The organism is Vagococcus hydrophili (assembly GCF_011304195.1).
In the GTDB taxonomy this organism is placed as follows: Bacteria; Bacillota; Bacilli; order Lactobacillales; family Vagococcaceae; genus Vagococcus; species Vagococcus hydrophili.
In genome coordinates this window covers 1,494,369-1,510,058 of sequence record NZ_CP049887.1, presented here as the reverse complement: position 1 = coordinate 1,510,058, position 15,690 = coordinate 1,494,369, and the positions used below count along the sequence as shown (strand labels likewise).

Annotated in this window: 11 protein-coding genes; 4 read left to right on the top strand and 7 right to left on the bottom strand. The window is 34.5% G+C overall.

The features are described 5' to 3' along the window. Positions 1-47 precede the first annotated feature (47 nt). The 3 genes from rpoB to G7082_RS07610 all read right to left on the bottom strand — a co-directional run bounded on the left by rpoB (position 48) and on the right by G7082_RS07610 (position 5,874). Positions 48-3,623 carry a DNA-directed RNA polymerase subunit beta gene (gene rpoB / locus G7082_RS07620; protein WP_166034517.1) on the bottom strand — a complete coding sequence of 1,192 codons (3,576 nt, stop codon included), beginning with the start codon at positions 3,621-3,623 and terminating at the stop codon, positions 48-50. Positions 3,624-4,709: 1,086 nt separating this feature from the next. Then, the gene (locus G7082_RS07615; protein ID WP_166034516.1) at positions 4,710-5,312 is read right to left on the bottom strand and encodes a class I SAM-dependent methyltransferase; all 603 of its coding nucleotides are present in this window, start codon (positions 5,310-5,312) and stop codon (positions 4,710-4,712) included. Then, complete coding sequence (locus G7082_RS07610) at positions 5,305-5,874, bottom strand: SGNH/GDSL hydrolase family protein (RefSeq protein WP_166034515.1); 570 nt, start codon at positions 5,872-5,874, stop codon at positions 5,305-5,307. Before G7082_RS07610 ends, G7082_RS07615 begins: the two co-directional genes overlap by 8 nt. Before the next feature lie 91 nt (positions 5,875-5,965). On the opposite strand from G7082_RS07610, the gene G7082_RS07605 reads away from it, so the two are divergent. From G7082_RS07605 to guaA, 3 genes are all read left to right on the top strand, one after another. Beyond that, positions 5,966-6,517, top strand: a complete 552-nt coding sequence (locus tag G7082_RS07605) for an acyl-CoA thioesterase (RefSeq protein ID WP_166034514.1) — start codon at positions 5,966-5,968, stop codon at positions 6,515-6,517. 4 nt (positions 6,518-6,521) lie between these two features. Next, positions 6,522-7,445 carry a type I pantothenate kinase gene (gene coaA, locus G7082_RS07600; protein WP_166034513.1) on the top strand — a complete coding sequence of 308 codons (924 nt, stop codon included), beginning with the start codon at positions 6,522-6,524 and terminating at the stop codon, positions 7,443-7,445. Positions 7,446-7,511: 66 nt separating this feature from the next. Further along, complete coding sequence (guaA, locus tag G7082_RS07595; protein WP_166036042.1) at positions 7,512-9,041, top strand: glutamine-hydrolyzing GMP synthase; 1,530 nt, start codon at positions 7,512-7,514, stop codon at positions 9,039-9,041. Positions 9,042-9,258: 217 nt separating this feature from the next. On the opposite strand, the gene G7082_RS07590 is transcribed toward guaA, so the two are convergent. The 4 genes from G7082_RS07590 to G7082_RS07575 form a co-directional block, all read right to left on the bottom strand. Next, a complete protein-coding gene (locus tag G7082_RS07590; protein WP_166034512.1) occupies positions 9,259-12,714 on the bottom strand; it encodes a CAP domain-containing protein in 3,456 nt (1,151 codons plus the stop codon). Positions 12,715-12,860: 146 nt separating this feature from the next. Continuing rightward, on the bottom strand, positions 12,861-13,448 hold the full coding sequence (locus G7082_RS07585; RefSeq protein WP_166034511.1) for a hypothetical protein: 588 nt from the start codon (positions 13,446-13,448) through the stop codon (positions 12,861-12,863). A 90-nt stretch (positions 13,449-13,538) separates the two neighbouring features. Continuing rightward, positions 13,539-13,904 (bottom strand): WYL domain-containing protein, encoded by a 366-nt coding sequence (locus tag G7082_RS07580; protein WP_455345750.1) that lies wholly within the window; start codon positions 13,902-13,904, stop codon positions 13,539-13,541. Between the two features lie 153 nt (positions 13,905-14,057). Beyond that, on the bottom strand, positions 14,058-14,540 hold the full coding sequence (locus G7082_RS07575; RefSeq protein ID WP_166034510.1) for a hypothetical protein: 483 nt from the start codon (positions 14,538-14,540) through the stop codon (positions 14,058-14,060). Between the two features lie 296 nt (positions 14,541-14,836). On the opposite strand from G7082_RS07575, the gene G7082_RS07570 reads away from it, so the two are divergent. Further along, positions 14,837-15,670, top strand: a complete 834-nt coding sequence (locus tag G7082_RS07570; RefSeq protein ID WP_166034509.1) for a hypothetical protein — start codon at positions 14,837-14,839, stop codon at positions 15,668-15,670. Positions 15,671-15,690: the final 20 nt, after the last annotated feature.

The following is a 15,690-nucleotide window of genomic DNA, read 5'->3' as shown; positions in this document are numbered from 1 at the left end:
CCTCCATTTCTTTATCTATCAGAAATAACTATTGGTCTAGTTATTAACTATTCCTTGCCTTCTTGTGCATCTTTTAATGATTGCTCTGCTGCTTGTTTTTCAGCTTGCTCTTTAGCGTATTTAGCTAAAGCATCTACTGTAATTAAGTCATCGTCTTCATCATCCATGTCACGTAATTCAATTTCTTCGTCTTCAGCGTCAAGTACGCGCATGTCTAAACCAAGAGCTTGTAATTCTTTAACAAGTACGCGGAATGATTCAGGTACACCTGGTTTTTGAATTGGTTCACCCTTAACGATTGATTCGTAAGTTTTCACACGACCGACAACATCATCTGATTTGTAAGTTAAGATTTCTTGTAATGTATAAGCAGCACCATAAGCTTCAAGTGCCCATACTTCCATCTCTCCAAAACGTTGTCCACCAAATTGAGCTTTACCTCCAAGTGGTTGTTGCGTTACTAATGAGTATGGTCCAATTGATCTAGCATGTAATTTATCGTCAACCATGTGGGCTAATTTAAGCATGTACATCACACCAACTGAGATACGGTTATCAAATGGCTCACCTGTACGACCGTCATAAAGAACTGTTTTTGCATCACGCGCTAAGTTCGCTTCAGCAACAGTTGACCATACATCTTCCTCATCTGCCCCATCAAATACTGGTGTTGCAACATGAATACCTAATGAACGAGCAGCCATACCTAAGTGTAACTCAAGTACTTGCCCAATGTTCATACGAGAAGGTACCCCAAGAGGGTTTAACATGATATCAACTGGTGTTCCATCAGGTAAGAACGGCATATCTTCTTCTGGCATAATACGAGATACTACCCCTTTATTACCATGACGACCGGCCATCTTGTCACCTTCATGAATTTTACGTTTTTGAACGATATAAACACGAACTAACATATTAACACCAGGAGATAATTCGTCTCCTGCTTCACGAGTAAAGATCTTCACATCATGAACAATACCGCCACCACCGTGAGGAACACGTAGTGATGTATCACGAACTTCACGAGCTTTTTCACCAAAGATAGCGTGTAGTAAACGTTCCTCAGCAGATAACTCAGTTACCCCTTTAGGCGTTACTTTACCAACTAATAAGTCACCGTCTTGAACTTCAGCCCCAATACGGATAATACCCATTTCATCTAAATCTTTTAGTGCGTCGTCCCCGACGTTTGGTAATTCACGAGTAATTTCTTCAGGTCCTAATTTAGTATCACGTGCTTCTGATTCATATTCTTCAATATGGATAGAAGTATAAACATCATCTTTAACCAAACGACGACTCATGATAATCGCATCCTCGTAGTTGTAACCTTCCCACGTCATGAATGCTACTAAAACGTTTTGTCCTAAAGCCATTTCTCCTTCTTCCATAGAAGAACCATCTGCTAATGTGTCACCAGCTTCAACGATTTCACCTAATTTAACGATTGAACGTTGATTATAACTCGTTCCAGCATTTGAACGGTGGAATTTAATGACTGTATATTTATCTAAAGCACCATTGCTACGACGAACGCGGATTTCTCTTGCGTCTACATATTCAACGACACCATCATGTTTACATAAAAGAGCAGCACCAGAGTCATGAGCGGCTTTGTATTCCATACCAGTACCAACGATTGGAGAACGTGGTTGGATTAATGGAACAGCCTGACGTTGCATGTTCGCTCCCATAAGTGCACGGTTGGAATCATCGTTTTCCAAGAAAGGAATACATGATGTGGCAACAGCAACTACTTGTTTTGGAGAAACGTCCATGTAGTCAACTTTGTCTACATTAACTTCTAAGTTTTCACTTTGAATACGAGCCATAACTAATTCTTCTGCAAATGAACCATCTTCATTTAACGGAGAGTTTGCTTGGGCTACCATATAATGATCTTCCTCGTCAGCAGTTAAGTAATCAATTTGTGTTGATACCACTCCTGTAGCACGGTTCACACGACGATATGGTGTTTCAATGAAACCATATTTATTTACTTTAGCGTAACTTGATAAACTGTTGATTAACCCGATATTTGGTCCCTCAGGCGTTTCAATCGGACACATACGACCATAATGGGAATAATGCACGTCACGTACTTCATATCCGGCACGGTCACGTGTTAAACCACCAGGTCCTAAGGCTGATAGACGACGTTTATGAGTTAACTCACTTAGTGGATTGGTTTGATCCATGAATTGTGATAACTGAGAAGAACCAAAGAATTCTTTCATTGACGCAACAACAGGTCTGATATTAATCAATTGTTGTGGTGTTAATGTTTCAGTGTCTTGGATTGACATTCTTTCACGAACCACACGTTCCATACGTGATAAACCAATACGGAATTGGTTTTGTAATAATTCACCAACTGAACGGATACGACGATTACCTAAATGGTCAATATCGTCAACTTGTCCAATGCCTTCTTGTAAGTTCAAGAAGTAGCTCATTGTTGAGATGATATCTGCTGGGCGAACTGTTTTCACTTTATCGCCTAAGTTAGTATTACCAATCACGTTAACAATACGCTCTGGATCTTTTGGTGAAAGAACTTTAATGACTTGGATTGTCATTGGTTCAGTCACAACACCATCTTCACTTGGGTAATAAGTCACACTATTGATTCCAGCATCTAAATGCTCTTCTAATGTGTCCATCACTTGACGTGAGATAACTGTGCCTTTTTCAACGATAATTTCACCTGTTTCAGGATCAACTAATGTTTCACCTAATGTTTGGTTTAATAAACGTGTTTTCAAGTTTAATTTTTTGTTGACTTTGTAACGACCAACAGCTGCTAAGTCATAACGTTTTGGATCGAAGAAACGAGCATTTAATAAGTTTCTTGAACTTTCGGCTGTCTTAGGCTCACCTGGACGTAGTCTTTCATAAACATCTTTAAGAGCTTCCTCTGTACGAGAATCTCCTGAGTTTTTATGAATGTCTTTTTCTATAGTAGCTTGTAAACTTTCACTCTCACCAAAAATTTCCATGATGGTTGAATCTGAACCAAAACCTAAGGCACGAACAACCACTGTAAATGGAATTTTTCTTGTACGGTCAATACGAGCGTATGATAAGTTTTTAGCATCTGTTTCTAACTCTAACCAAGCTCCACGGTTAGGGATAACTGTTGTACCAAATCCTTGTTGGCCATTCTTTTCTGTTTTTCCATTAAAGTAAACTCCAGGAGAACGAACTAACTGAGATACGACAACTCTTTCTGCTCCATTAATGATAAATGTTCCCATTTCAGTCATTAATGGAAAATCACCAAAGAAGACTTCTTGAGATTTAATTTCACCAGTTACTTGATTATCTAATCTTAGGGTAACGTGGATTGGTGCTGAGAAGTTGGCATCATGTGCACGAGCTTCCTCAACTGTGTATTTTGGTGTTTTCATTTCATAATCTACAAATTCTAATGATAATTTATCGCTAAAATCTGCAATTGGCATAATATCTTCAAACATTTCTCTTAAACCTTCATCTAAGAACCATTTGTAAGAATCTGTTTGAATTTCAATTAAGTTTGGCAGTTCCAATACTTCACTAATTCTTGAATAACTGCGTCTTTCTCGGTGTTTTCCGTATTTGACTACGTGTCCAACCAAATTAAGTCACCCCTTCTGAGTTTGCTTCAAAAATAATCTTATGTTACAAATATTAAAAATTCATTACATAGAATGTAATAAAGTGTTTTTAAGTAAAAAAAAACCAAAAATAGAGCTTGAGCATATTGTTATATGGTCGTCCTATCTTTGTTTTCCTATAAATAAAGGGTTATGGACAATATTTCATATCCCTTTTTATTTGTAAACATAAAACCTTCTGCAACTAATCATTTTAACGCCTCAACAGACTTTTGTCAACAAAAAAAAAGCCAGATCCCCATCTGGCTTCCTCCCCATTAATCCTTGCCTTCGTATCAACTCTCATTTCAACGTGACATCCATTTAAAGAGCCCGACTCTTTAAATGATAGGACTATAGTTCCTAGTTTTACATCGAAGTTATAAATATCTCCTGATGTTGTTAAGAAATCATTCTTAACACAGGAAATTTCTAAGAAAATGATATTCAAAAAATAATTAAAGATTACAGTTTTCATCATCGTCCCTTATATGTCTAAACATCCCCATATCGATAATTTCAAACTCTTTAAAAAAATATTTTTACAAATAACACATTTTGAAAGAAAAATCTTTTAAAAATAGTCTAAAAGACAACTAATTTCAACAACGTAAAACACTAATTTGGAACTGCACTTATTATTATATAGTATAGACTCCTAAATTGTTACCACATTTTACTTATCTATGAGCAATTTTTGACTACCTTTTTTCACTTATGCGTTTTTCACAAAAATTAAATAACATTATTCACAATTTAAATTCTTTCTTTCTTTCGAAATATTATTGTTTTATTCACATTAAAACCTAATTAAACTGTTTTAAATTATTAGCGTTTTCATTAATTTTAAGTTTATATCAACAAAAAAGAACATTTTTGTGAATTTTTTTCTTAATAAAAAACCTTTTTGTTATTTTTTTCACATTTAATTTTTGCTTATCACTTTTTAATAGATTATTTATTATCTGCAAAGTAGCTTATTTCTTGCTGTTTTTGCCTATATTCTATTCAAATCCGTAAAAAATATCTATTGTAAATTAAATATTCACAATAGATATCTTGTTTTCTTTATTCTTTTTCACTAACTATTATAAAGTAGCCTTTTTCTTTTTTTACTATTTCAGCATTTCCGAAAACTTCGTCCATTTTTGCTTGAGCACTAGGAGCACCCTGTTTTTTCTGAATCACGATTGTTAAGGTACCGCCTTTAACTAATTTATCAAAGGCTCCTGAAATAATCGTATGGACCACTTCTTTACCCGCTCTGATAGGTGGATTGCTGACAACTGCCGCAAATTGATTGTTTTCAACGGATTCATAAATATAGGAAGGATAAATCTTCACGTTGTCGATTTTATTAAGTACTGCATTCTCTTTCGCAAGTTCAACTGCTCGCTCGTTGATATCAACCATCTCAACCATGCGATTAGTATCAAAGGCAAGCGATAACCCGATTGGACCATAACCACAGCCAACATCTAAAATCCCACCTTCTGGTAAGTTAGTTGCTGTAAATGTTTCAATTAAGACACGTGAACCAAAATCGACGGTTGCCTTTGAAAAAACATTACTATCTGTTATGAAGGAAAATGTTTTGTTTTTTAAAGGAAATTCCCACTGTTTTCTATTGTGTTCGACTTCTGGCTGATTTGTATAATAATGGTTACCCATTCTCAACACCCTTTCTCTTCTTTAATTCTTGATTAATCAATTGACCCAATAATTCATACCCTGCTCTTGAAAAATGAAGTCCATCTTTTTGTAAGTATAAATTTGATTTTTCTTGCATTATATATAGTAGTTCAATAAATGGCAGTTGATAATTAGCCGCAATTTCTTTGGCAGCTCGGTTGTATAGTTCTAATCGTTCCATCCCTCTTTCTTCTTGATAGAGATTTTGGTTACAATATGGAACTCCTAGCAAAATAACTCTTTCTTCACCGATCTGTTTCACGATTAAAATTAAATTTGCTATGTATTCTTCTATAGATATACCCATTATTGTCGAGACATCGTTGGCTCCAAAAAAGACGGTCACCACATCTGGTTGATAACGTAAGACATGCGCCTCTAATCGCTGCAACGCCCCACGTGTCGTGTCTCCTGGAATACCTGCATTAATTACTTCTAACTCTTTAAATTCAACTTCTATTTGTTCGTTCAGGCGAAAGTCAGTGACACCTTCTTCGTAGCCAGCTGTAATACTATCTCCTAATAAAATGATTTTTTTCATGTTTCAACCCTCACCGTTTCTATCTATGGAAGCATTTGTGATATAATCATTAAGACTTTAACATCATAGCATGAATTAAGGAGTTGTAAACATGTTTATTGAATTACCAGAAACAAAAAAATGTCGTGAATCTCGAATTATTCAAACACATCGCGTGTTTCCAAATGATTTAAATTCTTTCGGCGCTTTGTATGGTGGAAAATTAATGTCGTTCATTGATGACACTACCTCTATTGCAGCCTCTAGACATTGTAGAAGACCGACAATGACGGCTTCAACAGACAAATTAGACTTTCTACATCCAATTTATGAAAATCACTCAGTGTGTGTGGAAGCTTACGTTACAGGAACCGGCAAAAAATCAATGGAAATCTTCACTAAAGTTTTAGGGGAAGATTTAGCAACTGGTGAGCGTTACTTAGCTGCTACTTGTTTTATGACTTTTGTCATCGTAGAAGCAGAAGAAAACTTCAAAGGCGTTCCAACTGTCATTCCTGAAACCAACGAAGAAAAGATGATTCATCAAGGATACTCTAAACGTCGTGAAATGCGCATGAAAGAGTTAGAACACAATAAAGATTTAGCTAACCATATTTCTTTGACACTGCCTTGGATGGATAGTTCTGATTATTTAGGAGAGTAACCTCATGGATGAACGAACTAATTATTATCACTTAACCAGACAAGAGTGGCAAGGTTTTTACCGGAACGGGATTGCCCCATTAACGGATGCCGAGCTACAACAAATTAAAAGTTTTAATGATCAGATATCTTTACAAGATGTGCAAGATATCTATATTCCCTTAACCCATTTAATTCATATTTATATGAAGGAATATGAATCACTTCATTTGAGTAAGGGACTATTCATGCAAGAATTTGTCCCGCCAACGCCCTTTATTATTGGGGTTGCTGGTAGTGTGGCTGTTGGTAAAAGCACGACCGCACGTCTCCTTCAAATGATGCTCTCAAGAACATTTAAAAGACGTAACGTTCAACTTATTACCACAGACGGTTTTTTATATCCCACTGACGAATTAAAAAAACGAGGGATTTTAGATAAAAAAGGTTTTCCTGAAAGTTATGATATGGAACGCTTACTTACCTTTTTAAATGCCGTTAAAAATGGGGAAGATAATTTGAATATTCCTATGTACTCTCATGAGGTTTATGATATTATTCCTGATGAATTTGAGACGATTACACAGCCAGATATCTTAATTGTTGAAGGAATCAATGTCCTGCAGCTTCCTGCCAATCAACAAATTTATATTAGTGACTTCTTTGATTTCTCTATTTATGTGGATGCTGACAGTAAATTAATCGAATCTTGGTACTTAGAACGCTTTGAAGCATTATTAAACCTTGCAAAAAATGACAAAACTAATTATTATTATGAATATGCGAATGGTCCTAGAGATGAGGCTATCAATTTCGCCAAACAAGTGTGGCAAGATGTGAACCAAAAAAACTTGGAGAACTTTATCTTACCTACACGAAGTCGGGCGGATGTTGTCCTACATAAATCAGACAATCATACGATTGATAAAATCTCTTTACGGAAATTCTAAGTTAGTAAAACAAATAAAAAGAAAGATAGGGTGAAGCAAGTGACAAACACGTCCGAATTTAAAGACATGGAAAAAATCATCGTTTTAGACTTTGGTAGTCAATACAATCAGTTAATTACACGCCGCATTAGAGAGTTTGGAGTTTTCTCTGAACTTTTAAGCCACAAGATCACTGTTGAGGAAATTAAGGAAATCGCACCAAAAGGAATCATCTTCTCTGGTGGACCAAATAGCGTTTATGATGAAAGTAGTTTTTCAATCGACCCTGCTATTTTTGACTTAGGTATTCCTATTTTAGGTATTTGCTACGGTATGCAATTAATGACTCACAAATTAGGTGGTGTTGTTGAGAGTGCTGATAGTAGTGAATACGGAAAAGCGATGTTAGATGTTACTAGCGCAACGACCGAATTATTCAAAGGACTTCCAGAGCATCATCAAGCTTGGATGAGCCACGGAGACTTAGTAACTCAAATTCCTGAAGGCTTTGAAGTTGTCGCAACAAGTGCTAACTGCCCTATTTCAGCTATGGAAAACCATGCTAAACAATTATACGCTGTTCAATTCCATCCAGAAGTACGCCATTCAGAATGTGGAAATGACTTATTACGTCACTTTGCTTTTGATATCTGTGGTTGTGCGGCTGATTGGTCAATGGAAAGCTTTATCGAAGTAGAAATCAAAAAAATCCGTGAAAAAGTTGGCGATAAAAAAGTCTTACTCGCTCTTTCTGGTGGTGTGGATTCAAGTGTGGTTGGGGTTCTTTTACAAAAAGCAATCGGCGACCAATTAACGTGTGTCTTTGTTGACCATGGTTTACTTAGAAAAGGCGAAGGCGATCAAGTAATGGAGAGTTTAGGCGGAAAATTCGGCTTAAACATCATCCGTGTGAACGCTAAAGACCGTTTCTTAGATAAATTAGCTGGTGTTTCTGATCCAGAACAAAAACGTAAAATCATTGGTAACGAATTTATCTACTTATTCGATGATGAAGCAGCTAAATTAGATGGTATTAAATTCTTAGCTCAAGGAACGCTTTATACTGACGTGATTGAAAGTGGTACTGATACTGCTGAAGTGATTAAATCACATCATAACGTTGGTGGACTTCCTGATGATATGGCTTTCGAATTAATCGAACCATTAAACACTTTATTCAAAGATGAAGTTCGTGCTTTAGGAACTGAATTAGGCATGCCTGATTCAATCGTTTGGCGCCAACCATTCCCAGGTCCTGGATTAGGTATCCGTGTCCTTGGTGAAATCACTGAAGAAAAATTAGAAATCGTCCGTGAAAGTGATGCTATCTTACGTGAAGAGATCGCTAACGCTGGTCTTGACCGTGACATCTGGCAATACTTCACTGTTCTTCCTGGCATGCGTTCTGTTGGCGTTATGGGAGATAGCCGTACATACGACTACACAATTGGTCTTCGTGCCATTACATCAATTGATGGAATGACTGCTGACTTCGCTCGTATTGATTGGGACTTATTACAAAAAATATCAGTTCGTATTGTGAATGAAGTGGATCACGTTAATAGAATCGTGTATGATATTACGAGTAAACCACCTGCAACTGTTGAGTGGGAATAATAGTTGCTTAATTCTATTTTAAGATGTTGATACAATAGGCTTTAAAATCAATTGTTTATTGCATTTTTTTATGAAAATAGATAAATGCTCACAAAATGTAACCCGTTTTGTGACCAGTAAAGTCAGTCGATAAATCGGCTGGCTTTTTTTTGCAATGCCCTACTTCTTTATTGCATTTAAAAAGACTATTCAATTAAGAATAGTCTTTCGTAAAATACTATTTACGCGGTGTTGAAGTAAGTAATACCGCATATGTACGACCTGTGTTTTCGTCATAGAAGAATGCTAAGCCATATTCAGTTGTGTGACCGGAAATCATGTTAGCGTTGTGGTCTTCACTATTATGCCAATCATTGAATAAAGCTTCAGCAGCAGATTCACCTGTCATGTCGCCATACCCTCCAGAAGCGATATTTTCAGCTAAACCATTATAAGATTGACCTCCATCAACATCGTATAAAACTGTATAGCTTCCTTCACCATTAGGTCTGTCATGTCCAAACTTATCAGCTAATTCTTTAGCTCTAATATCAGCAGCTTCCTGTAATACTGAACTGTGTTGAAGAGGGTCAGTGCCATTTTCAGCTCTTAACTCGTTCATGTGTTTTTCGAAATCTTCTTGGAATTTAGCAGCGTGTTCGTCATTATCTTTTACAACAGGACCTTTAACTACGATCATAACGTTTTTGTTTTGCCCTTCATTTTTCGGAGAGTCGCCTTTCAGAGGTCCTCTTGCTAATGAGTAGCTATCATCAAGACCTAAATCTTGTAGTGTAAAGCTGTATTTTCCGCCTGCTTCAACTTCTTTAACAACTTTTCCTAAGTCATTACCAAATTGATCTTTGATTAAGAACGTTACAGTTGCAGTTTTTTTGCTATCATTTGCTTCAGATTTATCTTTAGCTTTTTTCATAATAGTGCTGATTTCTGAAGCTGTTTTAGCTGCATTTACTTGATTCGTAAAATCGGCTTTTTCAGTATCAGATAAGTTTAATTTGTTAATTTCAGTGATTGCATCTTTTTTAGCTTGTTCTAATTCTTTCGAAGTTGCATCATCTTTATCGTTCTTAGTGCTTTCAGCTTTAGCTGCATCTAGTGCAGATTTGATTTCAGCTTCTGTTTTAGCGTTTTTGATTTGAGTTTCATAAGAAGTGTTGCCTTTTAAGTTCAAACCTTTTAACTCATCAAGTGCTGATTTACGAGATGCTTCTAATTTTTTAGCATTTTCAGCATCATCTTTGAATTGAGTATCAGATTTTTTAGCATTTTCCAAAGTGGTATTCACTTCAGAAATCGTTTGAGCTGATTTAATTTCAGCTAAGAATTTGTCTTTCTCACTTTGAGGTAAATATTCTAATGATTGAACATCTTTCTCAGCTTGAGTTTTAGCTTTTGCTAATTTTTCAGCGTTAGCTTCATTTGCATCATTGATGTCTGAAGCTTTTTTTGCGTTTGCAACTACCAAGTTAACGCCATCGATTGATTTAACTTCATTGATTTGTTTTTCAAAGTCAACCTTTTGGTTTGAAGTTAAGTTCATTCCATTTACTGAAGTTTTAGCAGATGCTTTAGCTTCTTCTAATTTTTTAGATTGCTCAGTATCAGCATCATTTTTATCTGATACTTTTTGAGCATTCGCAATAATTAAATTAATTGAGCTAACCGTTGTCGCTTCATCAATTTGTTTCTCAAATTCAATGTTCTGAGATTGAGTTAAATTCATTTTAGCTAATTCATATTTTGCCTGATTCTTAGCTTCTGATAATTCTTTTTCACTTGAAGATTCATCATTTTTATTAGATGTTGCTTGAGCTTCTTTAAGAATTGCGTTGATTTCAACTATTGTTTGAGCCTTTTCAATTTGATTTGTAAACTCTGCTTTTTCAGAAGCTTTTAAATTTAACCCATCTAATGAATTGATTGCTTCTTTTTTAGTTTTTTCTAACTGACTTTGCTCATTTTGATTATTTTTATCACTGACTTGACGTGCATTTTCTAGAGCATCAGATACTTCAGCTACTGTTTTAGCATTGTCTACTAAAGAAATAAATGTTGCTTGTTCTTCACCGCTTAAATTGAGTGTAGCGATTTCTTTTTTAGCATCTGATTTGGCAGCTTCTAATTTTAATTTTTCCGCTTCTAATTTTTTATCATTTTCATCACTGATTGATTTTGCATTAATTAATATATCGTTGATTTCCTCTACACTAACTGCATTATTGATTTGATATGAAAGTACTTCTTTATCTTCACTACCTAAATTCAATTCTGCTAACTGCTTTATAGCCTTAGCTTTTGCTGCTTTCAACTCTTTACTTTCATTCTCAATTGCTTCATTTTTATCATGAGCTAGTTGGGCTTGAGCTAAATAATCATTGATTTCTTCAATAGATTTAGCAGATTGAATCACTGCTGTAAAATCAGCTAACTCTTCTGGTAATAAATTCAATGTTCCTAAAGTATTTAACGCTTTTTGTCTAGCTTCTTCCAACTTAACATCTTCTGTAGGTTTTGTATTACCTTCCAATTTAGCAATTTCTGCTTTTACTTCATCTATCTTTTGTTGTAAACTGTTAATTTCATTATTGATTACATCAATTCCTTCTAAAATTGTTGCTGTATTAATCATTGGTAATTGTTTAGCTTCTTCTAAAGCTTGTTCAGCAGCTATTCTTTGATTTTTAATAGCTTCTTTATTTGCTTGTGCTGCTGCTAATTCAGCTTGAGCTGCATTTAAAGCTTCTACTAGTGACTTAGGTATTTCAGTTTCTTTATCTGTTGGTTGCCATGCATCAATAGCTGCCTGAGCTTCAGTAACAGTGTTTTGTGCTGATACAACTGCTGATTCAGCCGCTATCAATTCCTCATTAAGATTATTGACAGTTATTTGAGCATTAGCTAATATAATTGAGTTTTCTCTATTTTGTGCATTTGCTTCGTTTAATTTTGCAATCGCATCTTCTAATTCAGTCTGTTTGTTTGCTAATTGGGCCTCTAATTCAGCTAATTGTTTTTTTAGTTCTGCTAAACGATTTTCCTCTGGTTTAGGATCAACTGGTTTAATAGGCGTTGTTGGGTCAGTCGGTTTAATTGGCTTAACAGGTGTTACTGGCTGAACTGGATTAGGTTTACTACTGTTGCCACCGTTATTAGTTGAAGTTGACTGATTATTAGTTGATACAGATGTACCTTTAATCGTATCAGATTTTTGGTTTATGAATGGTTGTGATTTATCAATTTTAGCATCATCAGATAGGATTTTTTCATTCACTACCTTACCATCTTTATCTGTTAAAGTTACTTTTCGACCATCAAAAGTAATGGTTGTTCCAACTGGTACCGTATACTGTGTACCTTCTGCAAAACCATTCAATTCCATTAAAACAGTATACTTCACATTAATTGCTCGCCCAATTTCATAAAAAGTATCTCCTTCTACAAAAGTATAAGAAGTGTCTCCTTCTTTAATTTTAGCTCGAATAGTTTCAGCAGTGTTAGGTGTCCATTCTGCTGCTTGAGTTTCTGCTACATTAACCCCCATCAATCCGACCCCAACTAAACTAGCATAAACTAACCCTTTAACAACCCAACCTGTACGACCTTTAACTAATTGTGGTTTATAGTCTTCTTTAATTTCATTAGATACATAACTAAATTTCTTGCTACCTCTCATTCGTAAATCTCCTCACTTTATTTTTTTGTATGCTTTTTAAATGCTTACAAAATGATTATAAAATAGAGTCTATTCATATTATGAACATCTCGATAGTATACAAAAAAATCCGAGTAAATTGATTAAACAACCTACTCGGAATATTTTTATGATAATAACCTTTCCTTAACAGAACCACTTAAAGAATTAAAGACTTTTTGTAATGGTGGTAACTTACTTAATTTCATTACAAGTAAACAAGACAAAATTTTATCTATAATACTGTCTGTAACGGCTCCAACATAAGCCGCAATAAACATTCCTACTCCTGTACTTCTAACGGCAAAAATTAAGACATCTGTGACCGAATTAGACAGTCCTCCAAAAAGAATTAACCGAATACAAACACTCACCATAGAACCGATTAATGAAACTAGAGTTCCAGTAAAAATTGCTTGAGGAACGTCAAATTTTTTTCTAGAACACAGATTGGCTACAATAGCATTTACCATACTTGATAAACCAAAAAAGACGGTTGTTGGTCCATGAATAAGTCCAAGTAATAAATGTGTTGTTAAACCAGTAATAACTCCATATCTCATTTTAAAATTTACTGCAATAAAAATAGTCCCCATCCCACTTAAATAAACAAAAGGAATATTAATAAACGCGACAATTGTACCTAACAAAACATTAATAGCTACTGCGACAGCACATAGTATAAGTACTTTAATATCTATTTTTTGCTCCTCCACTAACTTCACTCCATTTTCAGTATATAGTACGTATGTTTTTCAATATCTATTAAATACTACCTAACCTTTTTTAGAATGACAACTACAAAATTAATCACTTTTCATTTCTACACCATACAATTTCAATGCATCTTTCATATCTTGAATTAAATAATCTCTCAAATGTTTTGGAGAAATCACTTTGACCATATGACTTTGACCAGATAACCACATTTTCATACCATAACCATCATTGCCTTGTATTTCAATTCGAACACTACCATCTTCATTTGCTTGAATAATCTTTGAATTTGGAAAACGATCTAATACATACATTGGGTCATAATAAAAATCTAAAACAATTGTTATCGGATTTCCAAGAAAAGGTAGTATTGTTTGAGTTCTAAAAATTCCACCTTCAAATTTATTTTTGTAATCTATTTTATTTCGAGAAGATATTACTTTAGTATCTACCATACTATGTATTCTAAATTTATTCATTGCTGATAACTCTGTATCATCTTGTGCAGTGTGGGAAGATGACAGCATATAAAAATATAGGTCTGAAAAATAAATAGCGTTTGGAATACGCTGGAAAGTTTCAGTTACACCATTCTTCCCATAAGAAAACTATAACATTTGATGATCAACAATAGCATTCATTACCATTTCTATACTTCCAATGATATTTTCAGATGCTACACCTTGATAATACAATTGTTCATTTCCTATAAATTGCTTTATTAATTCTCTATTATTAGCTATTGCAAGCAGCTTATTAGATAAAGAAAAAAATTCATCTTTATTAAAAATTCTTGTGGATTGTAATATTTTTATTAAAATTAGAATATCCGTATCGGTTAGTCTTTCGAATTCATTAAAATTTTCTATATGCTTTAATTGGTAATTTCCTCTTCCATCACGTTCAATATTAACTGTGTCAGGAAGTGTACTGTTATAAACTTTATTAAGTAGCACTTCTTCTATATAACCAATATCACGTTGAATAGTTGTGCCTTTTTTATCAAATTCCTCCATCAAATCACGTTTTGTTAATTTTTTACCAGTCATTAAGCGAAGAAAAATTGTTAGCATTCGTTGTTGTGAATTCATCAAATCAATGCTCCTTTTATTAGTCATTTAAAAGATATTATAGGCTAAAACACTAAATGATGACAGTTTTCTTTTATTCTAAAATAATCTGATAGGCAATTTTATTTGAAACAATTTCATAATTCCAAAACCCAAGTACTGTAGGCCTTACTATAATATGAGAAATAAGAGTTTTAATCTAATATAACTATCATAATTTTTGATGAGGGTCTCATTTAATATTTGAAAACTTCTGCTATAATCAGTGATGTATTAAATTACATTTTTTTCACTATTGGTTATTAAGGAGAGGTAAAATGGGATTAGTTTTTAAGTATGGGGTATCAATGATTGTTTACATCAGTATTTTAATGTTAATTGTAGAAATCATGAGAAAGAAGTATCGCTTTTCTAGTTGGTTTTGGGCAGCGACGTTGTTAACTTTTCCACTATGGATTATGACTAGTGGCGTATCGGGGTGGTTTAGATGGGTAAAAATATTGAGCGTTATTTTGCCAACCATTGTCCTTGGTTTTGCCAGAGTTGCAAATGCTGATAATAAGATAGGTGGCGTTTGGAGTTTCTTAAGAAAGAATTGGATGTTGTGGTTTTTATATGGCATTTTATTCCTAAATATTACTGAAGCAACCATCAAAGACTTACAAATGGGAAACTTTTACAATGCTTTGGCGGGAGTTATCTTATGTATTACTATTCCATATGCACCAAAATATTGGAATATTGAAAATAAAAATAATGGTGACCTTTTAGTTTATACAACAATTATGTGGAACTTCTTGTATACAACATGGAATATGGCTTTTGTTTATGCAGAAGGAGCAACCTTCTTCGCGAGTTCAATCTGTATTTTACTAGCTGCAGAAGTGTATCCAATTATCAAAGGACGTCCGGAATTATATGTGATTGCACGAGTTTACACACTAGCAACACACCTTTTAATTCGTGCAATTGTACCAGAGTTGTTCCCTAAAATTATGAATTCAAGTACTTGGTTTAACCCAGATGTAATGAAGTACTGGGGAATTGCCAATGCAATTATTGCATTACCATTCGTATTTTGGCATACATGGCAATTACATACTGGAAAAGCCGAGCAATCATTTAGAAGAATTAAAACCATTAAAAATTAATTAACTAGCTAAAAAAAAGA

Bases quoted from the DNA above. Each gene is read 5' to 3' on its own strand.
- G7082_RS07615 (WP_166034516.1), bottom strand. From the start codon at position 5,312: ATGGGTAACCATTATTATACAAATCAGCCAGAAGTCGAACACAATAGA.
- G7082_RS07605 (WP_166034514.1), top strand. From the start codon at position 5,966: ATGTTTATTGAATTACCAGAAACAAAAAAATGTCGTGAATCTCGAATT.
- G7082_RS07580 (WP_455345750.1), bottom strand. From the start codon at position 13,904: ATGGTAGATACTAAAGTAATATCTTCTCGAAATAAAATAGATTACAAA.
- G7082_RS07610 (WP_166034515.1), bottom strand. From the start codon at position 5,874: ATGAAAAAAATCATTTTATTAGGAGATAGTATTACAGCTGGCTACGAA.
- G7082_RS07570 (WP_166034509.1), top strand. From the start codon at position 14,837: ATGGGATTAGTTTTTAAGTATGGGGTATCAATGATTGTTTACATCAGT.
- G7082_RS07575 (WP_166034510.1), bottom strand. From the start codon at position 14,540: ATGAATTCACAACAACGAATGCTAACAATTTTTCTTCGCTTAATGACT.
- G7082_RS07590 (WP_166034512.1), bottom strand. From the start codon at position 12,714: ATGAGAGGTAGCAAGAAATTTAGTTATGTATCTAATGAAATTAAAGAA.
- coaA (WP_166034513.1), top strand. From the start codon at position 6,522: ATGGATGAACGAACTAATTATTATCACTTAACCAGACAAGAGTGGCAA.
- guaA (WP_166036042.1), top strand. From the start codon at position 7,512: ATGGAAAAAATCATCGTTTTAGACTTTGGTAGTCAATACAATCAGTTA.